The sequence below is a fragment of the Salarchaeum sp. III genome (assembly GCF_036418315.1).
Lineage (GTDB): Archaea > Halobacteriota > Halobacteria > Halobacteriales > Halobacteriaceae > Salarchaeum.
The window spans coordinates 786,724-812,594 of the sequence record NZ_JAZHPG010000027.1 but is presented as its reverse complement, the minus strand read 5'-3'; the positions used below and the strand labels follow the sequence as shown (position 1 = coordinate 812,594).

The 25,871-nt window shown below is 67.5% G+C and carries 29 protein-coding genes and 2 pseudogenes; 19 read left to right on the top strand and 12 right to left on the bottom strand.

The window, feature by feature from the left end; translation table 11 throughout:
* Positions 1 to 510 (top strand): annotated as a pseudogene (locus U3A55_RS15165) (hypothetical protein); the annotation flags it as partial.
* Between the two features lie 40 nt (positions 511 to 550).
* A complete protein-coding gene (locus U3A55_RS15160; RefSeq protein ID WP_330992337.1) occupies positions 551 to 1,183 on the top strand; it encodes a uracil-DNA glycosylase family protein in 633 nt (210 codons plus the stop codon).
* Here the strand turns inward: U3A55_RS15160 and U3A55_RS15155 are convergent.
* Positions 1,180 to 2,829, bottom strand: a complete 1,650-nt coding sequence (locus tag U3A55_RS15155) for an acyl-CoA synthetase (protein ID WP_330992336.1) — start codon at positions 2,827 to 2,829, stop codon at positions 1,180 to 1,182. The genes U3A55_RS15160 and U3A55_RS15155 overlap by 4 nt on opposite strands.
* A 79-nt stretch (positions 2,830 to 2,908) precedes the next feature.
* Between U3A55_RS15155 and U3A55_RS15150 the strand changes: the two genes are divergently transcribed.
* The 4 genes from U3A55_RS15150 (at position 2,909) to U3A55_RS15135 (ending at position 6,931) form a co-directional block, all read left to right on the top strand.
* The gene (locus tag U3A55_RS15150) at positions 2,909 to 3,880 is read left to right on the top strand and encodes an MBL fold metallo-hydrolase (protein ID WP_330992335.1); all 972 of its coding nucleotides are present in this window, start codon (positions 2,909 to 2,911) and stop codon (positions 3,878 to 3,880) included.
* A gap of 154 nt (positions 3,881 to 4,034) precedes the next feature.
* Positions 4,035 to 5,270, top strand: a complete 1,236-nt coding sequence (locus tag U3A55_RS15145) for a M20 family metallo-hydrolase (RefSeq protein WP_330992334.1) — start codon at positions 4,035 to 4,037, stop codon at positions 5,268 to 5,270.
* A 31-nt stretch (positions 5,271 to 5,301) separates the two neighbouring features.
* Positions 5,302 to 6,252: a mechanosensitive ion channel family protein gene (locus U3A55_RS15140; RefSeq protein ID WP_330992333.1), complete on the top strand. Its 951-nt coding sequence runs from the start codon at positions 5,302 to 5,304 to the stop codon at positions 6,250 to 6,252.
* 25 nt (positions 6,253 to 6,277) lie between these two features.
* A complete protein-coding gene (locus U3A55_RS15135) occupies positions 6,278 to 6,931 on the top strand; it encodes an O-methyltransferase (protein ID WP_330992332.1) in 654 nt (217 codons plus the stop codon).
* Here the strand turns inward: U3A55_RS15135 and U3A55_RS15130 are convergent.
* Together U3A55_RS15130 and U3A55_RS15125 are read right to left on the bottom strand one after the other, a co-directional pair.
* Positions 6,928 to 7,686: a hypothetical protein gene (locus U3A55_RS15130; protein ID WP_330992331.1), complete on the bottom strand. Its 759-nt coding sequence runs from the start codon at positions 7,684 to 7,686 to the stop codon at positions 6,928 to 6,930. The genes U3A55_RS15135 and U3A55_RS15130 overlap by 4 nt on opposite strands.
* Positions 7,687 to 7,750: 64 nt before the next feature.
* Positions 7,751 to 7,972, bottom strand: a complete 222-nt coding sequence (locus U3A55_RS15125) for a DUF7543 family protein (protein WP_330992330.1) — start codon at positions 7,970 to 7,972, stop codon at positions 7,751 to 7,753.
* 82 nt (positions 7,973 to 8,054) lie between these two features.
* Between U3A55_RS15125 and U3A55_RS15120 the strand changes: the two genes are divergently transcribed.
* From U3A55_RS15120 to U3A55_RS15110, 3 genes are read left to right on the top strand one after another with little or no spacing between them, the layout of a single operon-like run.
* Positions 8,055 to 8,432 (top strand): tautomerase, encoded by a 378-nt coding sequence (locus tag U3A55_RS15120; RefSeq protein ID WP_330992329.1) that lies wholly within the window; start codon positions 8,055 to 8,057, stop codon positions 8,430 to 8,432.
* Positions 8,425 to 9,348: a carbohydrate kinase family protein gene (locus U3A55_RS15115; protein WP_330992328.1), complete on the top strand. Its 924-nt coding sequence runs from the start codon at positions 8,425 to 8,427 to the stop codon at positions 9,346 to 9,348. The genes U3A55_RS15120 and U3A55_RS15115 overlap by 8 nt, the downstream gene beginning before the upstream one ends.
* Before the next feature lie 37 nt (positions 9,349 to 9,385).
* Positions 9,386 to 9,568, top strand: coding sequence for a hypothetical protein (locus U3A55_RS15110; protein ID WP_330992327.1), 183 nt, complete (start codon positions 9,386 to 9,388; stop codon positions 9,566 to 9,568).
* Here the strand turns inward: U3A55_RS15110 and U3A55_RS15105 are convergent.
* Both U3A55_RS15105 and U3A55_RS15100 read right to left on the bottom strand, forming a co-directional pair.
* Positions 9,565 to 9,849: a hypothetical protein gene (locus U3A55_RS15105; protein ID WP_330992326.1), complete on the bottom strand. Its 285-nt coding sequence runs from the start codon at positions 9,847 to 9,849 to the stop codon at positions 9,565 to 9,567. The genes U3A55_RS15110 and U3A55_RS15105 overlap by 4 nt on opposite strands.
* A 37-nt stretch (positions 9,850 to 9,886) precedes the next feature.
* Entirely contained in the window at positions 9,887 to 11,263 is a 1,377-nt protein-coding gene (locus U3A55_RS15100; protein ID WP_330992325.1) for an NAD(P)/FAD-dependent oxidoreductase, read from the bottom strand.
* 125 nt (positions 11,264 to 11,388) lie between these two features.
* Between U3A55_RS15100 and U3A55_RS15095 the strand changes: the two genes are divergently transcribed.
* Positions 11,389 to 11,586 carry a hypothetical protein gene (locus U3A55_RS15095; RefSeq protein WP_330992324.1) on the top strand — a complete coding sequence of 66 codons (198 nt, stop codon included), beginning with the start codon at positions 11,389 to 11,391 and terminating at the stop codon, positions 11,584 to 11,586.
* Positions 11,587 to 11,592: 6 nt separating this feature from the next.
* Here U3A55_RS15095 and U3A55_RS15090 read toward each other — a convergent pair whose 3' ends face one another.
* Positions 11,593 to 12,840 (bottom strand): Glu/Leu/Phe/Val family dehydrogenase, encoded by a 1,248-nt coding sequence (locus U3A55_RS15090; protein ID WP_330992323.1) that lies wholly within the window; start codon positions 12,838 to 12,840, stop codon positions 11,593 to 11,595.
* A 303-nt stretch (positions 12,841 to 13,143) separates the two neighbouring features.
* Between U3A55_RS15090 and U3A55_RS15085 the strand changes: the two genes are divergently transcribed.
* The 6 genes from U3A55_RS15085 to U3A55_RS15060 all read left to right on the top strand — a co-directional run bounded on the left by U3A55_RS15085 (position 13,144) and on the right by U3A55_RS15060 (position 18,598).
* Positions 13,144 to 13,866, top strand: a complete 723-nt coding sequence (locus tag U3A55_RS15085; RefSeq protein WP_330992322.1) for a glycerophosphodiester phosphodiesterase — start codon at positions 13,144 to 13,146, stop codon at positions 13,864 to 13,866.
* A gap of 25 nt (positions 13,867 to 13,891) precedes the next feature.
* Positions 13,892 to 14,641 carry a ribonuclease H-like domain-containing protein gene (locus U3A55_RS15080; RefSeq protein ID WP_330992321.1) on the top strand — a complete coding sequence of 250 codons (750 nt, stop codon included), beginning with the start codon at positions 13,892 to 13,894 and terminating at the stop codon, positions 14,639 to 14,641.
* Between the two features lie 60 nt (positions 14,642 to 14,701).
* Positions 14,702 to 15,961 carry a DUF7405 family protein gene (locus U3A55_RS15075; protein ID WP_330992320.1) on the top strand — a complete coding sequence of 420 codons (1,260 nt, stop codon included), beginning with the start codon at positions 14,702 to 14,704 and terminating at the stop codon, positions 15,959 to 15,961.
* Positions 15,958 to 17,022, top strand: coding sequence for a DUF7350 domain-containing protein (locus tag U3A55_RS15070; protein WP_330992319.1), 1,065 nt, complete (start codon positions 15,958 to 15,960; stop codon positions 17,020 to 17,022). Before U3A55_RS15075 ends, U3A55_RS15070 begins: the two co-directional genes overlap by 4 nt.
* 39 nt (positions 17,023 to 17,061) lie before the next feature.
* Entirely contained in the window at positions 17,062 to 18,042 is a 981-nt protein-coding gene (locus U3A55_RS15065; RefSeq protein ID WP_330992318.1) for a deoxyhypusine synthase, read from the top strand.
* A 124-nt stretch (positions 18,043 to 18,166) separates the two neighbouring features.
* Complete coding sequence (locus U3A55_RS15060) at positions 18,167 to 18,598, top strand: hypothetical protein (RefSeq protein WP_330992317.1); 432 nt, start codon at positions 18,167 to 18,169, stop codon at positions 18,596 to 18,598.
* 547 nt (positions 18,599 to 19,145) lie between these two features.
* Here U3A55_RS15060 and U3A55_RS15055 read toward each other — a convergent pair.
* Together U3A55_RS15055 and U3A55_RS15050 are read right to left on the bottom strand one after the other, a co-directional pair.
* A complete protein-coding gene (locus U3A55_RS15055; RefSeq protein WP_330992316.1) occupies positions 19,146 to 19,892 on the bottom strand; it encodes a hypothetical protein in 747 nt (248 codons plus the stop codon).
* Between the two features lie 322 nt (positions 19,893 to 20,214).
* Positions 20,215 to 20,400 (bottom strand): hypothetical protein, encoded by a 186-nt coding sequence (locus tag U3A55_RS15050; RefSeq protein WP_330992315.1) that lies wholly within the window; start codon positions 20,398 to 20,400, stop codon positions 20,215 to 20,217.
* A 917-nt stretch (positions 20,401 to 21,317) separates the two neighbouring features.
* Between U3A55_RS15050 and U3A55_RS15045 the strand changes: the two genes are divergently transcribed.
* Together U3A55_RS15045 and U3A55_RS15040 are read left to right on the top strand one after the other, a co-directional pair.
* Entirely contained in the window at positions 21,318 to 21,641 is a 324-nt protein-coding gene (locus tag U3A55_RS15045; protein WP_330992314.1) for a DUF5789 family protein, read from the top strand.
* Positions 21,642 to 21,666: 25 nt separating this feature from the next.
* Positions 21,667 to 21,792 carry a hypothetical protein gene (locus U3A55_RS15040; protein WP_330992313.1) on the top strand — a complete coding sequence of 42 codons (126 nt, stop codon included), beginning with the start codon at positions 21,667 to 21,669 and terminating at the stop codon, positions 21,790 to 21,792.
* On the opposite strand, the gene U3A55_RS15035 is transcribed toward U3A55_RS15040, so the two are convergent.
* Genes U3A55_RS15035 through U3A55_RS15020 form a run of 4 tightly spaced genes read right to left on the bottom strand, consistent with a single transcriptional unit; the run spans position 21,782 to position 25,411 of the window.
* Entirely contained in the window at positions 21,782 to 22,798 is a 1,017-nt protein-coding gene (locus U3A55_RS15035; protein WP_330992312.1) for a PfkB family carbohydrate kinase, read from the bottom strand. The genes U3A55_RS15040 and U3A55_RS15035 overlap by 11 nt on opposite strands.
* A gap of 29 nt (positions 22,799 to 22,827) precedes the next feature.
* The gene (locus U3A55_RS15030; protein WP_330992311.1) at positions 22,828 to 23,505 is read right to left on the bottom strand and encodes a phosphoglycolate phosphatase; all 678 of its coding nucleotides are present in this window, start codon (positions 23,503 to 23,505) and stop codon (positions 22,828 to 22,830) included.
* 31 nt (positions 23,506 to 23,536) lie between these two features.
* Positions 23,537 to 24,271 carry a DICT sensory domain-containing protein gene (locus tag U3A55_RS15025; RefSeq protein ID WP_330992310.1) on the bottom strand — a complete coding sequence of 245 codons (735 nt, stop codon included), beginning with the start codon at positions 24,269 to 24,271 and terminating at the stop codon, positions 23,537 to 23,539.
* 45 nt (positions 24,272 to 24,316) lie between these two features.
* On the bottom strand, positions 24,317 to 25,411 hold the full coding sequence (locus tag U3A55_RS15020) for a M24 family metallopeptidase (protein WP_330992309.1): 1,095 nt from the start codon (positions 25,409 to 25,411) through the stop codon (positions 24,317 to 24,319).
* Positions 25,412 to 25,616: 205 nt separating this feature from the next.
* Between U3A55_RS15020 and U3A55_RS15015 the strand changes: the two are divergent.
* Positions 25,617 to 25,868: pseudogene (locus tag U3A55_RS15015) on the top strand (Hsp20/alpha crystallin family protein); the annotation flags it as partial.
* Positions 25,869 to 25,871 lie beyond the last annotated feature (3 nt).

The window sequence follows — 25,871 nt, the reverse complement described above, 5'->3', positions numbered from 1 at the left end:
CTCGGCGTCGCCGCGGGCTGGTTCCTCCTCACCGCGGCCGTCACCGCCGGCTACCTCGGCGGCATCGCGACCACCCTCGACCACGCGACTCTGGGCGGCGTGGACGCGGCGGTCGAACACGCGCTCCCGATGCTCGCGGTGCAGGTCGTGACGGCTGCCGCCGCGATTCTCGCGTTCCTCCCGGCGCTCGTCTCGCCCGCGTTCGTCGTCCTCGCGTTCCCGGCCGCGCTCCTCGTGACCTACCTGCTCTACGGCGCGCCCTACCTCGTCGTGCTCGACCGCTCCGCGACCGACGCCCTCGCGGGGAGCTACCGGCTCGCGCTCGACTCCCGCGAGTACCGGTCGTTCGGCCTGCGCTACCTCGGCGTCGCCGCGGTCGCGTCCATCCCGCTCACGGCACTCGCAACGAACGCGGGCGTGCTCGGCGTGCTCGCCGCCGCGGCGATAGCCGCCTATCCGTCCTACGTGGGGAGCGTCGCGACCATGCGGGTCGTCGCGGACGCGGACTGACACCCGCACTCGTTTTATTCTCGAATCGACTACGGAACCCGTGGAGAACGTCACCGACCGCACGAGCAACCCCTTCGGGATGAATCCGCCGCGGGAGACGCCGGTTCCCGGGTACGGGGACGCGAACGCCGACTTCCACGTCGTCGGCGACCACCCCGGCGTTCACGGCGGCGCGGACACCGGCGTGCCGTTCACGGGCGCGGAGCGCGGCCTGCGCCTCCAGCGCGCGCTCGCCGCCGTCGGCCTACTCACGGACGTGGGCGACCGGCCGGGGGTGGAGAACCTCTACCTCTCCTACCTCCACATGGCCGACGCGGACGGCAGTCCCGACGAGGCGGCGTACCGCGACCTCGAACCGTTCTTCGACGCGGAACTCCGCGCCATCACCGCGCACGTCCTGATTCCGGTCGGGGAGCGCGCCATCGACCACGTCCTGCGCGAGTACACCGCCCGGCACGCCAAGCACGCGCCCGTCGACCCGGACGCCCTGCACGCCGAGGAACTGCTCGGCGCGGGCTTCCTCGTCCTCCCGGCGAAAGACCCCGGCGACTGGACGGACGCAGACGAACGAGCGTTCGTGGACGCGCTCGCGGACGTGCTAGACCACGACTACCGCCGCGAGACGGACTTGGGGCGGTTCCTCACCGGCCCCGACCCATACAGGGTGCGCTAGTCCTCCGTCCGGTCTCGGAGTTCGGTGCGCCGGATCTTCCCCGTCACCGTCTTCGGGAGTTCCTCCACGTACTCGATCTCGCGGGGGTACTCGTGCGCCGCGAGTTCGGACTTCACGTGCGACTGTATCTCGCCAGTGAGGTCGTCGTCGCCCTCGTAGCCCTCCGAGAGCGTCACGTAGGCCTTCACGATGTTGCCGCGCTCGGGGTGCGGTTTCGGAACGACCGCGGCCTCCGCGACCGCGGGGTGCTCGCCGAGCGACGACTCGACGTCGAAGGGGCCGATCCGATACCCGGACGAGAGGATGACGTCGTCAGCGCGCCCCTCGAACCAGAAGTAGCCGTCCTCGTCCCGGGACGCGAGGTCGCCGGAGAGATACCACTCGTCGCCGTCCGGATCCTCGACGAAGCAGTCGGCCGTCTTCTCCGGGTTCTCCCAGTAGCCCGCGAAGAAGCACGGATAGTCGCCGCGCTGGGCGATGACGCCGGTCTCGCCCGGCGGGAGTTCCTCTCCGGTGTCCGGGTCGACGACGGCGGCCGTGATTCCGGGGAGGGGTTTTCCCATGCTGCCGGGGCGAAGTTCCATCGTGGGATAGTTGTTGATGATCATGTTCCCCGTCTCGGTCTGACCGTACGTGTCGTGGATGGTGACACCGAGGGTCTCCTCCCCCCAGTCGACCACGCCGGCGGAGAGCGGTTCCCCGATGGAGAGCGCGTGTCGGAGGTCGAGGTCGACGCCGTCGAGCACGTCCTCGCGCTCGCGGAACATCCGGTAGGCGGTCGGAACGCTGAACAGCACGCTGATCGGGTATTCGTCGAGCAGGGCCGCCCAGTCCGCCGGGTCGAACTCGCCGTCGTAGACGAACAGTTCGGTTCCCCAGAACCACGCGCCGAGCGTGTTGATGACGCCCGTGAGCCAGCCGATGTCGCCGGTGCTCCAGTAGAGGTCGTCCGCGGTGAGGTCGACGGCGTAGTACTGGGTTGCGGCGACGCCCGCGACCCAGCGGTGCTCGTGCAGAACGCCCTTCGCGGGGCCCGTGGTTCCGGACGTGTAGTAGAGGAGGGCGTTCGAGTCGCCTGAGGTTTCGGCGGCCTCGTAGTCCGGGCTGGCGTCGGCGAGCGCGCGCTCGTACCGGACGTCGCCGGGTTTGCCGCCGCCGACGGTGACGACGGTGTGGACGGACGGCGCGTCGTCGAGCGCGTCCCCGACGGTGTCGCGGTTCTCGTCGGTGGTGACGGCGACGGCGGCGTCACAGTCGTCCAGCCGGTACGCGATCCCGTCCGGTCCGTATCGCTCGTTCACGCTCCCCCAGACCCGGCCGGCCTTCAGCGCGCCGACCAGCGCGACGTAGTGCTCGGGGATCCGAGGCATGTACGAGACGACGCGGTCGCCGGGGTCGGTGTGGGTTTCGAGGACGTTCGCGAACCGGTTCGAGCGCTCGGCGAGTTCCGCGAAGGAGAGCGACTCCCGGGAGCCGTCGCTGCCGGCGTACCGGAGCGCGACCCGGTCGGTGTCGGCGTATCGGTCGACGCACTCGTGGGCGATGTTCAGGTGTTCGGGCGCGTCCCAGTCTGCCTCGTCGAAGAACCGGCTCCAGTCGAATCCGTCGCGTTCGGCCTCGTAGTCGGGGAGGTTGTTGGACGACATCAGGCAACAATTGTCACATGCACACATAGTCTTTTCCGCGTCCGCTAACTCCTTACTCCCCCCTGTCGAACCCCCGGGTATGCGACACATCCAGCTCGGGAACACCGAGTTCGAGGGCCGGAACAGCGTCTACCTCCTCGCCGGGGACGGCCCGACGACGCTCGTGGACACGGGCGTCGGCACGGACGGCGTGCACGACCAGCTCGCGGGCGCGCTCGCCGACGCCGGCCACGCGGTCGGCGACCTCGACCGCATCCTCCTGACGCACTTCCACGAAGACCACGCGGGCCTCGCGGGCCGCCTCCAGCGGGAGAGCGGCGCGGACGTGTTCGTCCACGAGGCGGACGCACCGCTCGTCGCTGGCGACGACGACGCCCGCGCAGCGATGCACGCCCGCCAGCGCGAACTCCTCGACGAGTGGGGGATGCCCGCGGAGAAGCAGCGCGAACTCCTCGACTTCCTCGACACGCACGACGACATCCGGGGCGAACCCGCGGACGTGACGCCGGTGGCGGACGGCGACACGCTCGCGCTCGGCCCGCACGAGGCCGAGGTCGTTCACCTCCCCGGGCACGCCGCCGGGCTCGCGGGCTACCTCGTGGAGCGCGAGGGGCGCCGGGAAGCGTTCGTCGGGGACGCCCTCCTCCCGAAGTACACGCCGAACGTCGGCGGCGCGGACGTGCGCGTCGAACGCCCCCTCCAGACGTACCTCGACAGCCTCGACCGCATCGAATTCCTCGACCTCGACCGGGCGTGGCCCGGCCACCGCGGCCCCATCTTCGCGCCGACCCTCCGGGCGCGAGACATCGCCGACCACCACGCCGAACGCACCGAACGCGTGCTCTCCGTGCTCCGCGAGCGCGGGCCGGCGACGCCCTGGGAGGTCAGCGCGGACCTGTTCGGCGACCTGCACGCCATTCACGTGCTTCACGGTCCGGGCGAGGCGTACGCCCACCTCGACCACCTCGCGCACGAGGGCGTCGTCACTCGCTCGGACGGCGAGTACGCACTCGCGGACGCGGCCGACACCGCCGACATCCGCCTGGACTGATAAAACCCGTATCAGTAAAGCAGGTGTCGTATCCGAACGGGGCGTATCTCTCTCCCTGCCTGCAGACTGCAGGCACTGTGCCTCTGAGAACGGAAGCCGTCTCCGGCTTCCACTCTCCACTACACTCTTTGAGCCGCGCGTCCGACCGTCGGACATGGACGTGTCTCTCGACCGCTTGCGCGACGACATCGAGGCGAACGCCGCGTTCGGCGCGACCGGCGACACCGCCCGCACGAACCTCACTGGAAGCGACGCGAACCGGGACGCCCGCGACCACCTCGTAGAGCGCATGGAGGACGCGGGCCTCGACGTGCGCGTGGACGCCGTCGGGAATATCGCGGGCCGGTGGGTTCCCGAATCGGCGGACCCGGACGCGCCGGCGGTGGCGTCGGGCAGCCACCTCGACTCGGTGCCGAACGGCGGCATCTTCGACGGGCCGCTCGGCGTGTACGGCGCGCTCGAAGCCGTGCGCGCGCTCCAGGGGGGCGACGCCGACCTCGCGCGGCCCGTCGAGGTCGTGTCGTTCACGGAGGAGGAAGGCGCGTCGTTCGCGCCCGGCCTGCTCGGGTCGTCCGTCGCGACGGGCGAACGCGACCCCGAAACCGCGCTCGCGTACGAACACGACGGCCGGACGCTCGACGACGCGCTCGACGCCATCGGCTACCGGGGCGACGGCGTGCTCGACGCGAGCGCGTGGGACGCCTGGGTGGAACTCCACATCGAACAGGGCACGCGCCTCGAATCCGCGGGCGCTGACGTGGGCGTCGTCACCGACATCACGGGAATCACGCACTGCGACGCGGTCGTCGAGGGGCAGGCCGACCACGCGGGCGCGACCCCGATGGACGCCCGGACGGACGCGTTGGCCGCCGCGAGCGAGTTCGTGCTCGACGTGGAGGACGCCGCCACCGACGCCGCGGCCGAGGACGGAACCGCCGTCGGCACCGTCGGGAGTCTGAACGTGTCGCCGAACGCGACGAACGTCGTTCCCGGCCGCGTCGAACTCGGCGTCGACATCCGGGACGTGAAGTACGACACGATGGACGACATCGTGGCCGCGGCCCGGGACTCCCTCGACCGCCTCGAAGCGGAGCGCGGCGTGGACACCTCGCTCTCGCGGCCGTTCGACGTGCCGCCCGCGCCGATGGCCGACCGCGTGCGGGAGGCGGCCGCGGACGCCGTCGCGGAGAACGACCTGTCGAGCCTCGCGTTGCACTCGGGCGCGGCGCACGACACGATGCACGTCGCCCGCGTGACGGACGCCGGCCTGCTGTTCGCGCCCTCCGAGGGCGGGTTCTCGCACAGCCCCCGCGAGTGGACGGACTGGTCTGACTGCCGGGACGCCGTCCTCGCGCTCGCGGGCACCGTCGAACGGCTCGCGGGACGGTAGTTACTTCCCGCGCGCCGCCCGAGAGCGCCGTATGAACGGCCGCGCCATCGCGTCCCTGCTCGCGGCGCTCGCCTGCGGCGTCCTCGCCGCGCTCGTCCCCTCCGCCGTCGGCGCGACGGCCGAGTTCGCGGGCGTCCTCCTCGCGCCCGCGCTCCGGAACACCCTGCTCGCGGTCGCCGCCGTCGCCGCGCTCGCCGCCGCGTACGCGCTCGTCCTCGACACGCTGCTCGCGCACACCGCCGACCGCCGCCGCCAGCACCGCCTCCGCGCCGTCGTCCGCCTCGCCTTCCTCGTCGTCGGCACCGTCCTCGTGCTCGCCGTCGTCACCGACCAGTGGCTGCCCGCGCTCGTCAGCCTCGGCGTGGTCGGCGTCGCCGTCTCCCTCAGCCTCCAGCAACCCCTGCTCTCCCTCCTCGGCTGGGTGTACATCACCACGAAACAACCCTATCAGGTCGGCGACCGCGTCGCCATCGGCGACTCGAAGGGCGACATCGTGGACGTGGACTACCTCGTCACCACGCTCTGGGAGATAAACGGCGATTTGGTGTCGACGAACCAGCACTCCGGCCGCCACGTCACCGTCCCGAACTCCGTCGTCCTCAGCGCGCACGTCACGAACTACTCCCGGGACGAGTTCCCCTACGTCTGGAACGAACTCTCGATTCAGGTCGCGTACGAGACCGACCTCGACTTCGCGCGCGGCCTCCTGCGCGACACCGTCGACGACTACCTCGGGGACGAGATGGCGCGGAACGTCGCGCACTACCGCGAGATGCTCGCCGAAACCCCGGTGGAGATGGAGGTGAACGACCGCCCGACCGTGAACGTCGTGCAGAAGGAGTCCTGGGTGGAACTCCGCGCGCGCTACCTCGTGAAACCGCGAGCGGGAACGCGGGTGCGGAACGACCTCTACGCGCGCGTCCTCGACGCGTTCGGCGAGCACCCCGACCGGGTCGCGTTCCCGCTGGGGCGGAACCGCTAAGCACCTCGCCACGCGTGCCCTGAGTATGAGCGACGTACTCACCGACGCCGCCGCGGCCGCCGTGCGCGCCGGCAACCCCGACACCGACCCCGTGCTCGCGGAGATGACGGAGTACGGCCACGACGAACACTTCCCCATCGTCGGCCCCGACGCCGGCCGCTTCCTCCGACTGCTCGCCCGACTGGTCGGCGCGGAACGCGTCTTCGAGTTCGGCTCCGGGTTCGGGTACTCCGCCGCGTGGTTCGCGGACGCCCTCCCCGCCGACGGCGAACTCGTCCTCACCGACTTCGACCCCGAGAACCTCGAGAAAGCGCGCGAGTTCCTCGAACGCACCGGCGACGCCGAGAAATGCGCGTTCGAGGCCGGGGACGCCTTCGAGACGTTCGACGCCCACGACGGCCCCTACGACATCGTGTTCGTCGACTGCCAGAAAACCCGGTACGCGGACGCGCTCGACCGCGCCGTCCCCGAACTCCGGGACGGCGGTCTCGTCGTCGCCGACAACGTCCTCGACGGCCCCGCTTCGCCCGCGGAACTCCGGGACGCGTTCGGCGGTAATCCGCCCAGCGACACCGCTGCCGGTATCGCGAAATACGTGGAGAAAGCGGGGGAGGAGCCGTTCGAGACCGCGATAGTCCCGCTCGGCGAAGGCCTCGCGGTCAGTCGCTACAGCCCTTAGTCGCGGAGCGCGAGGAACGCCGCGCCCGTCACCGCGAGCAGGCCGACGCCGAGACCGAACCCGGGCGTGCTACCCGAGGAACCCGAGTCGTCGGACTCCGTGGTGGTGTCCTCGGACATCGTCGTCGTGTCCGCCGATTGCGTCGTGGTGGACTCGGTCGTCGTGTCGTCGGCCGTCGTCTGCGTGGTCGTGTCGCCGCTCGTCGTGGTCTGCGTCGTCGTACTCTGCTGGGTGTCCGCGACATCGAACGTCGCGGTCGCCTGCGAGCCGCTGGACTGCGGGTTGATGTCGAGCGTCACGTTGTACGACCCGGCCTGGTCGGGGTTCGCGACGTCCTCGTAAACGACGACGACCTCGTCGCCCTCGTAGAGGCTGTAACTGCCGCCGAGGTCGAACGTGAGGGTCGCGCCGTTGTTGCTCGAGGAGACGCTCGCCAGGTCGTCGCTGACGTTCACGTCCACGGCGTCGCCGGTCTGGTTGTCGCCGCGGTCGATACCGATGGCGGCGACGTCCTCGACGCTGACGTTACTCGCGTCCGCGCCGGACCCCTGGTAGTTCACCTGGAAGCCGTTCCACGAGGAGGTGTCGACCGTGGAACCGGCGGTGAGGGTTGCGGTGTGCTGTGCGGTCGCGCCGGCCGCGCTCGGGTTCGCCGTCAGGGACGCCGCGGACGCCGCGGCGACGCCGCCGGTGAACGCGCCGGCGACGACGGTCAGTGCGAGCAACGCGGCCACGAGGCTACGTGTGTTCTTCATTGCTGTACCACACGCAACACGAGACTTCTTCAAAGGCCTTCGGGCCGAAAAATAATCGGCCTTACTAATGAGAATCGTTCTCGCGGTACTCCGCGGCACGGTCGAGCGCGGCCGCCTCCGTCGGTTCGCTCACGCGCTCGTACGCCTCGCCCTCGGGCGCCTGTTCGAGCCGGTCGTACGTCACCGCCCAGTCGCCGCCCGCCGTCTCCCGGACGGAGACGACCGCGTACCCGTCCGCGCGCTCCCACCGCCGTCCCGTGTGCGCGTCCACTTCCTGCCAGTCCATACCAGAAGAGCGCGCGCCAGCCACTTATCACTCCCCGTCGTCGGCCACAGGGCTATTGACGGCGTAGCCCCCGCACCCGGGTATGCCACTGCTCGCCGTCGACGCGGACTTCGAGATAGCCGACGCCGACGCGTCCGCGCTCGCCGACCGCCTCACCGAACTCTACAGCGACCACATGGCCACCGGCACCGGCCACGTCGCCGTCGCCGTGCGCGACGACCAGCACCTCTCGCTCGGCCGCGGCGTCACCGGCCCCCTCCTCTTCCTGCACGCCGACGTGCGCGAGGGCCGGTCGTTCGACCGCCGCCGGTCGTTCGCGCTCGCCGCGATGGACGAGGCCCGCGACCGCTTCGGCGTCCCCGAACCGAACCTGAAGGTCGCGTTCACCGAACACGCCGGCCAGGACCTGATGGGGTACGACCGCGTCGGCGGCGCGTGGTCGCCCGAGGAGGATGACTGAGGTCGTGGTGGCGGGCGAGACGCTCGTCGACTTCGTCCCGGACAGCCCCCGCCCGCTCCCCGAGGTGGAGTCGTTCACGCGGCGCGCGGGCGGCGCCCCCGCGAACGTCGCCGTCGCCCTCAGCCGCCTCGGCCACCACCCGCGGTTCGACACCCGGGTCGGCGCGGACGCCTTCGGCCGATTCCTCGCCGACACGCTCGACGCGGAGGGCGTCGGCGACCACGTCCAGCGCGACGCCGAGCGCGACACCGCGGTCGCGTTCGTCAGCCACGCGCCCGGCGACGACTCATTCAGCTTCTACCGGGACGACACGGCCGACTGCCACCTCGACACTACCCGGGTTTCGAGCGACGCGCTCGACGCCGCGGAATGGCTGGTCGTCGGCGGTGTGATGCTCTCCGCGGAGCCGGGCCGCACCGCAATTTTCGACCTCGTCGAGCGCGCCCGCGAGCACGACTGCCGGGTCGCCTTCGACCCGAACGGCCGCCCCGCCCTCTGGGAGTCGAAACACGAACGCCGCGAGGTCACGGACCGCGCACTGTCGGCGAGCGACCTCGTCGTCACCTCGCCCGACGACCTCCCGTGGCTCCCGGACGCCGGGTTCGCGGACGCTGTCCTCTCCGCCGGCCCGAGCGCCGTCGCCGTCACCCGCGGCGACGCGGGCGCGGGCCTGCTCACCACCGACTCGTCCCCCTGGGGCGAGACCGCCGTCGACCACCCCGGGTTCGACGCCGCCGAAGTCGACGCGACCGGCGCGGGCGACGCGTTCACCGCCGGACTCGTCGTCGCCATCCTCGACGACCGAGACGCGGAGAGCGCGCTCGCGTACGCGAACGCCTGCGGCGCGGCCGCCGTCACCGCCCGTGGCGCGATGCCCGCGCTCCCCGACCGCGAGGCCGCCGAATCCTTCCTGTAGGCCAAGAATTATTCGAGGCGCGGGAGACCAGCCGGGTATGTCGGAAGAAGCCCTCCTCCGCTCCATCCGCCGATGGCTCGTCGTACTCGCCTTCCTCGTCGATATCGTCCTGCTCGCCGTCGCCAATGGCACGCCGCTCGCGCTGTTCGCGGCGTTCGTCGGCGTCCTCCTCCTCGTCCGGCTACTCTGGTCGTTCCTCGCGATGTTCGAGGAACCCTAGATGACATCGTCGGGGTCGTGGTCGGCGCGCATTCGCTGCGCCTCCGCGGCGTACTGCTCGCGCTCGTCCGAGTCACTCACGCGCCCGAGGTTCTCCGGGTCGGCGTCCACGGCGGCCGTCGTGTCGCGGTGGTCGCCGAAACTGGTGAGCGCGCGCTCCTTCCGGAAGTAGCGCTCGCCGTCCGGCGTCGCGTACGTGAGGATGATGAGGTTCTGTTCATCGTCCGAATAGGTGCGTTCGACGAGCCACACGCGAACCTGGTCGCTCTCGGTCGTGTTCATACGAGAAATCGGGGACGAGAACGTAAGGCCGTACCGCCTAGTACTCGTACTCGTCCTGGCGGAGCTGGACGTAGCCGCCGTTCGCGAACGTCTTCTTCGTCTTCCGATAGCTCCGGTAGAGCTTGAGGCCGTGCACGCCGACGCTCGCGGTCTTCCGACTGATGAGCGACCCGCCCGTCGACTTCTCGAGGATGCGCTGGGCCACGTCGAACGTCTTGTCCCAGTCGTCGGGGCCGTAGTCCTTCACCACGTCCGCGATGGCGACGTTCCGGAGGAGTTCGCTCCCGATGGCTTCCTTCCACGCCTCGTTGTACTCGTGGAGCATGCCCTCGGCGGCGTACTCGCCGGCGAGCGCGCCCGTCCGCATCGCGACGTGGTCGCCGCCCTCGTGGAACGCCGACGTGGTGCCCATCGCGCCGCCGACGACCGCGATGTTCGCCTCGGTGGGTGAGTCGATTGGGCGCGTGCTCGAAATCGAATAGGTCTCCGTCCCCTTCGACTTCCCGTACCCCTCCTCGATGATCGGGAAGTCCTCCTCGATGTCGTACTCGTCGCCGTACACCTCTTCGAGGAGGCGTCGAATGTACTCCTTGCCCGAGGGTATCTTCTCGTCGTCCTCCCGCAGGAGGCGGTACTGGGATTTGTCGAAGTCGTCGATGTCCATCCCGATGGGCATCGTCAGACCGACGCGCCCGACGTTGTCCTGATTCGGGAAGATCCAGGGGTACGCGGTCTCGCCGGGCATCCAGCCCCACCAGAACTTGATGTTGTGCCGCTCGAACACCTCCTCGGGGATTTTCCGGTACTCCTGGTAGGCGATGTGGTTCACCGTGCGCGGCGACAGCACCTCGGAGGCCGCGCGGTCCTCGGGCAGGTACTGGTCGAGGACGGGCATCGTCATCTGGCGCTGCGGGCCGTCCGCGAGAATCACGTAGTCGGCCTCGACTTCGCTCCCGTCCGCGAGCGTGAGCGTGTGCGACGGTTCGCCCGAGAGGTCGGTGTCGACGTTCCGCACGCTCGTCCCGACACGGTACTCGGCGCCCGCGTCCTCCGCGCGGCTGCGGAGCCAGTCGTCCAGGCGCGCGCGGTGGAACGTGAACCCGAACTCGTCGTAGGAGGACTCGATGCCCGTCCGGTCCAGTTCCATCGTCTCGCTCGGCCCGATGAACTCCGCCTTGTCGAGGCGCTGCTGGTAGACGCCCTCGGGCATCGCGTCCACGTCCAGTTCCGCGATGTCCACCCAGTAGTCGAGGAAGCCCGCGGCGTCCGTCGAATCCGGCCCCAGGTCGGGCCGGTCCGCGCGCGGCACTCCCTTCTCGAACACCACGGCGTCAGCGCCGTGCTCCGCCGCCGTTCGGGCGGCCGACGACCCCGCCGGCCCACCGCCGACGACCGCCACGTCCACTCGTTCCATAGTCCGGGTATTCGAGTACGGCGTTAAAAGCGTTCGAGATTCACCGCGGTCACGGCGGCCGCCGCGGCCGCCGCGGTCGCCACAGTCACCGCGGGGTTTACGTGACCGTCTCGGATACAGTCGATATGGACAGAGGGCGCGCCATCTACCGATTAGCGGAAATATACGTCGCGGTGCTGGTGTTCGCCGCGCTCCTCACCACCGGCTGGCTCGTCCTCCCCAACATCGCCGGCGCCCCCGAACTCGCCGGCGTCTGGTTCGCGGTCGGCGGATTCGGCCTGCTCGTCCTCTTCATCATCGTCTTCGGCTACTACACGCGATAACGACGCTCAGGGGAACAGCCCGCGGTACTCGTGCGCGCTCGCGACACGCTCCATCGCGATGGTGTACGCGGCGGTGCGGAGGTCGGGAATGTTCTTCTCGTCGTAGACGCCGACCATCTCGTCGAACGCCATCGTCATGCGGTCGCGGAGGTCGTCGTTCACGTCTTCGAGGTCCCAGGAGTACTGCTGGGTGTTCTGCACCCACTCCAGGTAGGAGACGATGACGCCGCCCGCGTTCGCGAGGATGTCGGGGACGACCGGGACGTCGCGTTCGACGAGCACGCTGGACGCGTCGAACGTCGTCGGGCCGTTCGCGGCCTCGATGACCACGTCCGCGCGCAGGTCCTCCGCGACTTCGGTGGTGATGACGTCCTCGATTGCGGCGGGGATGAGGGCATTCACGTCGAGGCGGAGGAGGTCGTCGTTCGAGATTCGCTTCGCGTTCTCGTACTCGGAGAACGTCTTCCCGTCCGCAACGTGCGCCGACACGTCCTCGATGTCGAGGCCGTCCGGGTCGTAGATACCGCCCGTCACGTCGCTCACTGCGACGACGTTCGCGCCGCGCTCGGTGAGGAGTTGGGCGGCGACGCCGCCGACGTTCCCGAAGCCCTGGATGGCGACGCTCGCGCCCTCCAGGTCGGCGTCGAGGTACTGGAACGTCTCCTCGGTGATGATGGTGACGCCACGGCCGGTCGCTTCGACGCGGCCCGCCGTCCCGCCGACTTCGAGCGGCTTCCCGGTGACGACGTTCGGGACCGCGTACCCCTGGTAGACGGAGTACGTGTCCATTATCCACGCCATCGTCCGCGCGTCCGTGTTGATGTCGGGCGCGGGGATGTCCATCTCGGGGCCGATCATCCGGCGGATGCCCTCGGTGTACCGGCGGGTGAGCTGTTCGATTTCGCCGTCGGAGAGCTGTTTTGGTTCGCAGACGATACCGCCTTTCGCGCCGCCGAACGGGAGGTCGACGAGCGCCGTCTTCCACGTCATCCAGCCGGCGAGCGCCTCGACTTCCCCCATCGAGACGCCGGGGTGGTAGCGGATGCCGCCCTTGTACGGGCCGCGGGAGCTGTCGAACTGACAGCGGTAGCCGTCGTACACCTCGACGTGACCGTCGTCGTGCTCGACGGGCAGGCTGACCTTCTGGGTGCGCTCCGGCGACTGCAGTCGTTCGTAGATGTTGTCGGAGATGTCGACGTACTCGCGGGCGCGGTCCATCTGCGCCAGCATATTGTCGAGCGGACTGTCTGCCATAGCGGTAAGGCTTACACGAACCCATAAGGCAATATCGGACCTCCGCCCGGTGTGTGAAGGAGTGACGCGGGCGGAGGGTGGTAGACACCGTGCCTCTGGTGGAGCGACGACCGAACCCATCCACGCGGCCGTCCGCGGCACCGGGGTGTTCCGCGGCGACCGCACCCGGTCGGCGCTCCACGGCTATCCGGAGGGACCGTCGGACGTTATAGGGTCGTGACCGTCGAACACCGTTCAGATCGTTTATCGCCCGTGAACGGTCGCGCCGACAACGCTTTGAGCGCCCGCGCCCGTGTTCGGGGTATGCTGGGTCGCGCCCTCGGGACGGTCGTCGAGCGTGCGTTCGACGCGCTTCCAGGGCCGGCGGCGCGCGGCGTCCGCCTCGTCGCGCACCGCGGGTTCGCGGGCGTCAACCCCGAGAACACCACGGACGCCGTGACGCGAACCGGCGGCGCGGACGCCGTCGAGGTGGACGTGCGGCGCGCGGCGTCGGGCGAGGTCGTGGTGTGTCACGACGCGACCGTCGACCGCGTCACCGACGGCACGGGACCGGTCGGAGGCCTGAGCGCCGTCGAACTCGGCTCGCTCTCCGTCCACGACAGCGGCGCGGGCGTCCCGACGCTCGACGCGCTGCTCGACGCCGTGCCGGACCGCGTGGACGTGAACGTCGAACTGAAGGAGCGCGGCCTCGGGAGCGACGTGGACGCCGCCGCCGACCGCGTCGAGAACGACGTGTGGGTGTCCGCGTTCGACCCCGTCGCGCTCCGGGACTCCACGCTCGACCGCGCGCTCCTCTTCGACCGGCAGCCCCGAGAGAACCTCGCCGTCGCGGACGAACTCGACTGCGTCGCCGTCCACCCGAGCGTCGCGCTCTGCCTCGCCACCCGCACCGTCCAGCGGGCGCACGCGCGGGGGTTCGACGTGAACGCGTGGACGGTGGGCGGTCCCGCCGTCGCGTGGGCGCTCGCCCGCCGGGGCGTGGACGGCGTCATCGCGGACCGCCCGAGCGTGGTGCGTCAACCCTAAATTCCGGAACCGCCCAGTCCGTGGTATGCGAATCGAGAACTCGTTCATCGCCGCCGACGGCGTGGGCGAGACGACGGAACGACGCCTCTGGCAGGACGGCGCGACGCACTGGGACGAGTTCGACCCCTCGCTGGTCGGCGAGAAGACGGGCGAACGCATCCAGTCATACATCCGGGACGCGCGGCGCGCGCTCGACGACGGCGACACCGACGCGCTCGCCGAAACCCTCCCCTCTGGGAGCCTCTGGCGGCTCTACGAGAACGTCCGCGACGAGGCGACGTTCTTCGACATCGAAACCACCGGACTGGACGCCGCGACGAACGACGTGACCACGGTGAGTTTCCACCGCGGCGGCGACACGACGACGCTCGTGCAGGGACGCGACCTCACGGCTGACGCCCTGGAGCGCGAACTATCCAAGTCGGCGATGCTCGTCTCGTTCAACGGGAAGCGCTTCGACCAGCCATTCCTGGAGACGAACTTCGACCTCGACATCGGGACGCCCCACCTCGACCTCATGTACCTCTGCAAGCGACTCGGGCTCTCCGGCGGCCTCAAGTCAATCGAGAAGGACCTCGGCGTCAGCCGCGAAGGCGTGGAGGACGTGGACGGCCGGGAGGCGGTTCGGCTCTGGAAGCGCTACGACCAACGAGAAGACGACGCCGCGCTCGACCGCCTCGTGAAGTACAACCGCCTCGACACGGAGAACCTCCGCGTGATTCTGGACGACGTAACTGGGCGCCTGCACGACGACGTGTTCGCGCGCCACGTCTGATTCCCGGTTTCGAAGAACGTACCACACCCGCCTTAGGGCCGCAGAACCAACTGACAGGTAATGTCTCAGGACCGACGCGGCATCCCGCGCCGCGAGTTCGTGAAGTCCGCGGTCGCCATCGGCGGCGCGTCCGCGCTCGCGGCCTGCCTCGACCGCGGGCCGGGAAGCATTCCGACGGGAACGGACGACCTCTCCGCGCTCCCGGAGCGCCAGCACGCGTGGAACGACGCGCTCGCCATCGACGACGCCGGGAACGCGCTGAACGCCCGCCATCACGTCCTCCTCCTCCTCGACTACACGGGCGACGGAACGCCGTCCGACGCGGAGCGCGAAACCGTGGAATCCGCGCTGCGCTCGCTGGAGCGCGCGTACGAGCGAAGCAACGAGGGCTTGCTGTTCACGCTCGGGTACTCGCGGGCCTACTTCGACCGCTACGACGCCGCGCCCGCCAGCGTGGACCTCCCGCGGCCCGAGGCGCTCGCGCCGTTCGAGGACCCGGACGCCGACACCCCGGACGCGATACTCCACCTCGCGAGCGACCGCGGGGACGCCCTCCTCGGCGCAGAGGAAGCGCTTCGCGGGAACCAGACGGAAGCGAACGGCGTCGAAACGACGGACTGGAGCGGCGTCTTCAGCGTCGCGGAGCGCCGCACCGGCTTCGTCGGCGCCGGCCTCCCCGCCGAGCACGACGACGTGTCCGGCGTCCCGGACGGCGCGGTGGACGAGGACGCCCCGCTCTACATGGGGTTCAAGTCCGGCTTCCGGGGCGCGCAGGCGAGCGAGGACCGCGTTACCATCCAGTCCGGGCCGTTCGCGGGCGGCGCGACCCAGCACGCGAGTTTCATCGAACTCAATTTAGACCAGTGGTACGAGCAGGACTCGCGCTACCAGCGCGTCGCGAAGATGTTCTGCCCCGCGCACGCCGAGAACGACCGCGTCGAGGGCGTCGGCGAGAATCTCGGCGCGAGCAGCGGCGTCGCGTCCTGCGAGAAACCGCAGGAGACGGCGCGCGAGCAGGGCGTCGTCGGACACTCGCAGAAGATGGAGGGCGTGCGGGAGGACGGGTCGCCGCTCATCCTCCGGCGCGACTTCGACTCGACGGACGGCGGGCGCGCGGGCCTGCACTTCGTCAGCCTCCAGCGCGAAATCGGCGAGTTCGTGGAGACCCGCGATGCGATGAACGGCACGGACGTGGCCGACGACTCGGCGGTCGGCCAGCGAAACAATAACGGAATCCTCCAGTACATGAACGTCGTGAGTCGCGGGAACTACCTGCTGCCGCCGCGCTCGCGGCGCGCGCTCCCGGAGGCGGAGCCGTGAACCGCCGTCGCTTCCTCGCGGCCGCTGGCGCGGCGAGCACGGCGGGACTCGCGGGCTGTCTGGACGCGCTCGGGTTCGGCCGACAGTCCTCGCCGTACGCGCCGCCGCTCGTCGAGGACCGCCCCAACGCGGTCTACTACCCGACGCACGTCGAGGGCATGAAGTCGTTCGGCATGGCGAGCGATGGCCCCTACAAGTGCGCGCTGACGTACAGCTATCCCCATCGGTTCTGGCTCGTCACCAGCAACCCCGACGACCCGACGAACAAGGTCGAGATTCGGGGCGAGGATTCGATTCACGTGATGCCCGTCGTCTGGCACGAGGAGACGGGACTCGTCCCGCCCGCCGCGAACCCGAGCGTGGAGTTCGCGCTCGCGGACGGCGACGAGTCCGTGCCGTCGGTGTCGCCGTGGCCGATGATTTCCCAGCCGATGGGCGTCCACTTCGGCGACAACGTCGCGCTCCCGCGGAACGGCGACTACACCGCGACCGTCCGCGTCGCGTTCGGCGCCACCGAACGCACCGGCGCGCTCGCCGACGCCCCCGACACCGCCGAGTTCGACTTCGAGTTCACCTACCTCGCCGAGCGCGTCGACACCATTTCCTTCCGCACCCTCGACAACGCGGGCGAGCGCGGCGCCGTCGACCCGATGGAGATGGATATGCCGGTGAACCAGCTCGACGCCCCCGAAGACATGCGTGGTTCCCTGTACGGAACGGGGACGACCGGCGACGCGACAGTGCCCGTACTCGTCGTCGACAGCGCCGCGCGGTTCGGCGGTCGCGAGTCCGAGAGCTACCTCGTCGTCTCCCCGCGAACGCCGTACAACCGCTTCCCGCTCCCGATGGCGTCCGTCTCCGCACGCGCGAGCGCCGAGGGCGAAGTCGTCCACGACGGCCCGCTGACCGCGACGCTCGACCCCGACCTCGGCTACCACTACGGCGCACCCGTCAGCGAACCCCCGGACTCCGTCGAGGTGTCGTTCGACGCGCCGCCGCAAATCGCGCGCCACGAGGGCTACGAGACCGCGTTCCTCGACATGCCCCCGGTCTCGGTGTAGTTTCAGGGAGTTCAAGCCGCTCGACGCGTACTACTCGATATGAGCGACGACGACAGTCACGAGCACGTCGTCCCCGGGTCCGAGGAGGAACTGGACTCGGCGGACGTGCGCGGCTACGACTTCCGCGGCGACTTCGACTTCTTCGAGATGCTCGACTCGTACGAGACCACGGGCTTTCAGGCCACCCACCTCGCGCAGGCCGTCGACATCGCCCGCGACATGCGCGACGACGACGTGACCACCTACCTCACGCTCACGTCCAACATCGTCTCCTCCGGGTTGCGAGAAACCGTCGCCTACCTCGTCCGCGAGGGGTTCGTCGACGTCATCATCACCACCTCCGGCTCCATCACCGAGGACGTCATCAAGACCGCGAAACCGTTCAAAATGGGGGAGTGGGACGCCGACGAAGCCGAACTCCGCGAACGCGGCATCAACAGGCTCGGAAATATCTTCGTCCCCTCGGACCGGTACGTCTGGCTGGAGGAGTACCTGAACGACTTCTTCGAGGACTTCTTCGCCGACGAGAAAATCCGCACCCCCACCGATTTCTCGAAGGAACTCGGCGAAACCCTCGACGACGAGGACTCCATCCTGAAGAACGCCGCCGACCAGGACGTGCCCATCTTCTGTCCGGCGCTCACCGACGCCGAGGTCGGGAACTTCCTCTACTACTACCGCCAGGGCTACGACAGCGAGGTCGGTATCGAAATTCTGGACGACTACGATTCGCTCATCGAGCACGGCCTGCTCGCGGAGGAAACCGGCCTCATCGCGGTCGGCGCGGGCGTCCCGAAGCACCACGCCATCATGACGAACCTCTTCCGCGGCGGCGCCGACCACGCCGTCTACATCTCCACCGGGATGGAGGGCGACGGCTCGCTCTCCGGCGCGCCGCCCGAGGAAGCCGTCTCCTGGGGGAAAATAAAGGACGACGACACGAACTACGTCCAGATAGAGGCGGAAGCCACGCTGGTCTTCCCCCTGCTCGTCGCCGGCGCGTTCAAGCGCGACTACTGAAAGTGTACTGGACGCCGCAGAGCGAGTAGGGGAGACACTCACCGGCGACCCACCAGTATGAGCCGATACATTCGAATACAACAATAATCCAAAGGATTTTACACTTAAACACTATTGGTAAGATATGAACCGGCGTAGTGTACTCGTTGCAACTGGTGCAGCGACGGCCGGTCTCGTTACCACGAGTGGCTGCCTCAGCCGTTCCAACAAGGAGTCTCGTGCGAAATTATGCTTTGTGCGGTTATTCAACGAAGACGACCAGCCCCGGACGCTTGAGTTCGCCGTGGAAGCACCCAGCGAAGACGGGGCCGGAACGACAGACGTATTCGTGGACTCCTACGATCTTGACCCTGGCTCATTGAGGCGCATAGAGCCAGACGTAGGCGCCAGCGGTCAATACGTAGTTCGAGCCTCCTCCGAAAGCGAGACAGTTCGTGTTTCATTGTCAGAGAAGGTGGCTACTGCGGAGGGACAGCCCGAGGGGATCGCGTTGACCTTTCGGATGGTCAGCGGCGACCACTTACCGTGGGACTGGACGATATTCCCGGAGTGTTGACGGCGACATGGGAAGCATAACCAAGAAGTTGCGACCGGCCCGCTCAATGCATATGCCAGAGGTGAACTGTTGGTTCGCCACTGGCATTAACGACTTCACCAGTGTGATCGAGATTAAGCGAATAGGTGATTCATCTTGTCACGGGCGGCGTCGCTTCTCTCGTTCGTAGAAAGTTCACGCGACGACTGACTAGTGCGCCCAACGCGCCCCACAAACCAGTGTGTATCATCCCTGGCGATGCTGTTAATCTCGCCACGACCCTTCATGAGGATGTATTTCCTGACCACTTGTCCGTGACCGTTCTCACCCACGACGACTTAGCGACGCTCGGCCTCATCAACGCTCTGACCCATGCCTTGTTTATTCCCCTAATTAAACCCAGAATAATTGTGGTCGTGGCTAATCGGTTCAGCCCCGCACTGATTCGTTGATGCCTCCCGGATTCCGTAGAACCACAATTGCGTCGCCGGTGTTCATGGCTGGTGGCTCACAGAGACAGTACAAGGGAATGGTATGACGAACCAATCCCTGAGCGGACTGGTTCCGGCTATCGGCCGAGGACTGGGTGGATAGGTGCCGAGGTCCCAACTTGCACGGTGTAGTGTGGGTCGGGGTTCCAGTCACCAGCAACGACAGTCTTGTGCATCGTCTGCTTGTGGCCGAAGTAGATGTTATCGTAGTCCTGGGTGCCGAAGAAGTACTCGTGGTTGGACGTACCGTACGAGATGATTCCGAGTGCAATCGCGCCTACTGCTGCCAGGCCGCCAGAGATGATGCTGGCTCCAGCGAGATATGCGATACCTGCGGCGATAGTCGCTTTTCCGATCTCGTCCGGGGCGGCATCGAGCTCGATAGAGTATCCCGCGATTCGGTGATCGTAGCTCGTGAACGCTTTGCACGGTTCGAACGCATTCTCAGTCCAGGAATGGCGTTTGAAACCGTCAAGATGGTTCTGCGTGGTGAAGCCATCTGTTTCCTCGTGCATCTGGAGGGGACCGAGGCCGTCTTTGGTTTTCTCTGCGGAGACGATGAAGACCTGCTTAGTGACTGGTTGGACTGACGTGTCCCACGACGTAATCCGCTGCGTTCGCTCTGTGTCGTCATCAGCAAGCGTTTCAACTCTGTGGTAGAGTCCTGCACCGACATCTTCTGCATCGGACGGGGCGTCTGGGTGTCTGGTGTTCTTGTCCGTCTCTTTCGCTGCTACGGTCCCTGTGAAAACAGACGCTGCGAGACCCACTCCAGCCACTTTCAGCATGTTTCGCCTACTGACTATGTCTTTCTTATTAGACATCAAATAGGAAGAAGATTAGACTAATGATAAGTATTTCTATTTTGTCTAGAGAGCAAATAGATTTTCTAGGGGATAGACATATCTAAAATTATGAGGTCGCACACAGCGATGATAATCCAAACACTCTGTCCCGCGAACCTATCAGATATTTCACACTATGAATTATATTTTTGACATGTGGCACAAAGAGTCTGTCGTACCGGCTTCTCGAGGTGTGACTAAGCCGACCACGTCGAGAGAGTTAGCTTTGGTAAGTGCTACTTAATGTGTATTAGACACCAGATTTATTGATGTAGTAATAGTTTCGGACTAATTACATTTGTTAGAGGCTCGCCTGATTTCGACGATTCAGACCAGTCCCGAGGGCGACTCCAACCGCTACACCAATCGCAATCCACATCGGCAGGTTGTGCATAAGGATTCCTGCGGCAGTCCCAAGCGAGATGCCAACTCCGACACATCTCATCATCTCGTCTCGAGTTTCGGTATCGCTGGTTTCGTCCTCCATATTTATCGGTAGTCATCACAGAATATAAATTCTTCCTGAACGCTGCTGGCGTTTTTGCTCACGCATTCCAGGCTGGAACCAGGAGACCACGCTCGCGGTAGTAGCAACCCAAGCATATGATTACCCAATCGCAGTGAGCGACCTCACTCGCAAGGGGTTACCCGTTCCCCCACTCGAAATATAGGTCTCAACGACAAATCCCTGCAGGTGGGGTCTAAAACTCCCTGGAGCGACATATTCGCCCCACCGAGGGTGGTATTTTGAGCGAGGGGTACAGTGGCTCGCCGTGAGGGCAAGCCTGCGTCGCGCTGGAGCGTCTTTCGAACGATCGGACAACACTCGTACACCGAGTGGCCAGCCTACGCGTCGACACCGCTATATGATCGCTCCTCACCCAGTGGGTTAGAATCAGACGTTCGAGTCGTCTCAACTGTCTGGTTTACGCACCCAAACCATAACTCACTCGAACAGTTCGTCTGCTCGATTCTTCTGGCCTACTTCAGATTCGAGGTACACGACTGCTACAGACACTCAACTCGTTACGAGATGGCTACGCTCTTTCGCGTATTCGTGCTGAAAGAACTCCACAGATGGCAGCACGAAACATCTCCCGTCGAGTACCTCAATAGCCACCCCGAACTTTGTGAACGCTTAGAGTTGGAGTCGGTTCCGGATCAATCGACACTGCGGCGCATGAACAAGCGCTTCGCACGAGACCTCCGCGAGACGAATACCAACAAGAATAGTCGTTCAGAGAGCGCCCTGATCAGATTCCACTCATCGATTTGGTCGAAACCACGCATCACAGCCCCGCTAAACCCACTGTAGTCTCAACTTCCAGACTAACCAGTTCCTATATCGCCGCATGTGGTTTATTATCGTGGTGTTTTCGGTGATGGGGTTCGACACCCCGGGTGATGGCTGCGCGACCACCGATGACCGACGACGGGGAGGAACCGGACGCGGTGGCGTTCGGTATCGCGGCGGTGGACGAACACCTCGGGAGCATCGACTGGCCGGCGACGCCGTCGGAAATCACGGCGGCGACCGGCGACCCAGAGATTCCGTACGAGGCGAGCGGGCGGACGCTCGCGCTCTCAGAGGCCCTCGACGAGACGGACAGCGAGGAGTTCGAGTCACGCCGGGACTTGCTCGACGCCCTGCATCCCGTGTTCGAGGAACACCGGCAGTCCGCGGGGCCGGGCATCCTCTCGTGGCTCCGGAACGCCCTGCCGGTTTAACCGTTCTCGCGTCCTCCACTCTCGTATGACCGTTCTCGATATCGAGTGTCCGGACTGCGGGCGCGTGGAGTCGGTGCGGAAGGCGGGAATCGGCGAGTACCGCTGTACGGAGTGCGGACGGGAGTTCTCGCGGGCCGACCTCAGTCGATGAACGCGCGGAGCGCGTCGGGGTCGGCGGTGTCGCCGCGGATGGCGTAGTGGGCGGCGCAGGCGTTCGCGAGCGCGAGCGACTCGACCCAGGAGCCGTCGGCGGCGCGGCCGTGTGCGAGCGCGGCGCTGAACCGGTCGCCGGCGCCCGTGAAGCGGACGGGGTCGCTCGTCGGTTCGTTCGGCACGAACGCGAGCAGGTCGGAGGTGGCGGCGACAGCGTGCTCGACCTCGTGGATGACGAGCGCGTCGGCGCCGAGGGCGTCTCGGACGCCGCTCGCGAGCGACGCGTCGTCGTCGAAGGACGTGTCAAGCGCGTCCGCGAGAAACTGGGCTTCGGCGCGGTTCGCGCTCACGACGACCTCGTAGCAGTCGGTGAGCGCGCCGACAGCGTCGGCGAACCCGGGGGCGGTGTCGGGGTCGGTGACGGTCACGTCGCCCGGGTCGAGAACAAGCACGCCGCCGTCGGGATCCCGCTCGCGGAGTTCGCGGAGCGCGTCCGTCGCGTGCGGGAAGGACGCCCAGTTCGCCCACACCACCGCGTCCGCCGCGAGCGCGGCGTCGAGCCGGGATTCGAGCGCGCGTTCGAGCAGTTCGAAGCGCCACGTCTCGATGCCCGTGGACTCCTCGGTGAGCATCACCGCGTCCGACTCGAACTCGTAGACGTCGACGTGAGCGGGCGCACCCATCGAATACGCGTCGAACGGCAGCGTCTCGAAAATGTCGTGGTCGAGGTGGCCCGCGAGGAGCGCGTCGTCACCGAGTGCGTGAAACTGGAGCGCGGCGTTCACCGCCTGCCCGCCGGGGTCTGTGGTCTCGTGGTCGACGTAGAACGACTTCGCGTCACCCGCGGCGATGCGGCGGCCGAACGACTCGCGCGAGCGCACCGCGCCCTCCCGGTCCTCCACCGTGTACCGGCGGTCGACGCTGCCGTCCGGGAGCGCCGTGGCGGTCACGGACGCGTCCAGCACGCCGCGGGCGTCCGCAAGCCGTCCCGTGCGTTCGTCCATACAGGCGTCGGGGACCGCCGCGGGGTTAACTATTCGGCCAGCAGCGCGTCGAGGGCGTCGAGGAAGCCGTCCGCGTACGCGCCCGCGACGACGTGGTCGGCCGCGGCCTTCGCGGCGTCGTCCGCGTTCGCGACCGCGTACCCCGTCCCCACGGCTTCGAGCATCTCCACGTCGTTCGCGGAGTCGCCGACCGCGACGAACTCGTCCATGGTGTAGTCGAGGTCGGCGACGAGGGATTCGAGCGCGCGACCCTTGTGCATCCCAGGGGATTTCACGTGGTACGCGTATCCCGTGTCCACGACGTGCAGGCCGTGTTTTTCGGCGATTTCGCGGAGGGGCGCAAGCGGTTGGTCGCGGCTCACCGCGACCTCGGTCTCCCGCCAGCGGTTCACCAGGTCAACCTCGCCCCAGCCGGGACTGTGGCCGCGCGCGACGTACTCGTCCACGACGTCCTGCGCGGCCTCGCGGTCCCCGTGGAAGTGGAGGCGGTCGCGGTCGCGGTCGTAGGAGACGCCGCCGTTCTCCGCGACGACCCGCTCCGGCACGCCGATGAACCCGCAGAGCGCGACCGGGTAGGGAAGCGCCTTCCCCGTCGCGATGACGACGGGCGCGTCCCAGTCGCGGAGCACGTCGAGCACGCGGGAGTCGATGGAGCGGTCGTCGCGGCTGAGCGTGCCGTCGATATCCACGGCGAGCGGCGGAACCATACCCAATGCTGGCGCGACCGCGAGAAAAACCCTATGCGCCGAGACCGCCCGCGTTGACGTAGTCGAGGAACTCGTCCACGACGCCGGCGTCGTACGTCCAGAACCCGTGGAACGTCCCGTCGTCCTGCTCGTGCGCGATGAGCGCGAGCTTTCGGGCGTCCCGGCCGTCGCCGTCGTACACGACGAACCACGACTCCCGGACCTCCTGCACGTCGTCCGTGTGGAACGCGATGTCGAGTTCGCGCTGGGGTTTCTCCCAGTCCGGAATCCCGTACACGTGCACGTCCAGGCCGCTGTCCGCGAGCTGCGTGTAGACGCGCCACTGGTCCTCCATCTTCGAGAGTGCCTGAAAGCCGACCCGGAGTTCGCCGTGTCCGACGTTGTACGCGGACACCTCGACCTCGCGAGACGCGATTATCATGCTGCGCTTGTTGAAGGACGTGAACGTCGTCGTGTCGTCGTGTTCGAGCACCGCGGGGTACGCGTCGCGGTCGAAGTCGGGATCGGAGACGATGCCCGCCTCGAACGCGATGACGGAGTCGACGTCGTCGAGGTCGCTCGCAGCGACCACGTCGCCGTCCTCGTGCAGCACGGCGAAGTTCGCGGGGGCGTTGCTGCCCCGGGATTCCGCGACGGTCACGGTGACGCGCTGCGGGCCGAAGTAGTCGCGGAGCCGGTCGACGACGCGCTCGTCCGCGGGGTCGTAGACGGTGAGCGTTCGCCCCTCGCTCTCCACGCGTTCGACGAGCGAGCGGATAGAGTCCATCTCGCACGAAAATCGAACTGTCAGGGATATAAATCCGGGGGCGGCTCAGCGCCGCCAGTCGCGTGTCGTGTGGTTCAGCCGTTCACAGCCGTCGGCGGTGACGGCGACGAGGTCCTCGATGCGGACGCCCCACTCGCCCTCTCGATAGATGCCTGGTTCGACGCTGAACACCATTCCCTCCACGAGTTCGCGGTCGTTCCCGTCGACGATGTAGGGTTCCTCGTGCACGTCGAGGCCGACGCCGTGACCGGTGCGGTGGACAAACTCCTCGCCGAACCCCGCGTCCGCGATAACCTCGCGCGCGGCGGCGTCCACGGCCTCGCAGGACACGCCGGGTTCGACGGCGTCGACCGCGGCCTGCTGTGCTTCGACGACGGTCTCGTGCGCGTCGATGTACGCTTCGGGTGGCTCGCCCTCGAAGACGACCGTTCGGGTCTGGTCGCTCGGGTAGTGGTCGACGCGCGTCCCGAAGTCGAAGACGACCGGCTCGCCCGCTTCGATTTCGCGCTCGCCGTGATGGTGGTGGGGGAGCGCGGCGTTCGGCCCCGACCCGACGATGGTCTCGAACGAGGTACCCTCGCCGCCGTGGGCTTCGAGGCGGTCGGCGACGTACCGGGCGAGTTCGGTTTCGGTCATGCCGACGGCGTCCGCGCCGAGCGCGCGCACGTCCCGCATCGCGGCGTCCGCTGCCTCGCTCGCCCGACGGATGGCGTCGAGTTCGGCGTCGTCCTTCCGCACGCGCAGCGCGGACAGCACGTCCGTCGCGAGGCCGAACTCGGCGTCCGGGAGCGCCGCGCGGAGGTCCATCGAGAACCGCGCCCACATCGTCTCGTCGAGGAGCACCCGCGAACCGATGTCGAGGTCGTCCGCGATGGTTTCGACGTGCGCGACGGGGTCGTCGCCGTCGCTCCAGGTGCGAACGTCGTCCACCCACGTCTCCGCCCGCAACTGGTCCTCGTAGAGCGCGGGCGCGAGGAACGCGGCGTCGGTGGACGTGACGAACAGGAAGAAGTGGCGCTCACCGGGGGATTCGTGGAAGCCGCCGAGGTAGTAGAGGTTCGGACTCGGGAAGAGTATCAGGGACTCGTCCGCGTCGAGGCGGTCCTGGCAGGCGCGGGTGCGGCGTTCGAAGGGCGTCATGTCTCGGAATTCGGGGGCCACGACCTAAATCCGCCCGACCGGCGACGAGCTATCACTGGACCGCATGTTCGAGCAGATGGACCGCGCGTTCGACGACGTGCGGACGCGCTGGAACCGCAGCGAAGCCGGCGAACCCGGCGCGTACAGCGGCCTCGACAGCCTGAACCACCGAATGACGCACGACTGACAGACCACGGACGACACGCACACGCTCGTCGTCGACCTCCCCGGGTTCGAGCGCGACGAACTCGACGTGCACGCCGAGGACGGTGTCGTCGTCATCGACGCGGAACACGAAGCGGCGGGGAACGCCGCCCTCGGGCGACGCGTCCACGAACGCCTCTCCCTCCCCGCCGACGCCGACACCGGGGACGTGCACGCGACCTACCGGAACGGCGTGCTCGAACTCGCGTTCGGCCGCACCCACGAATCCGGCCGCCGTATCGACATCCGGTAGTCG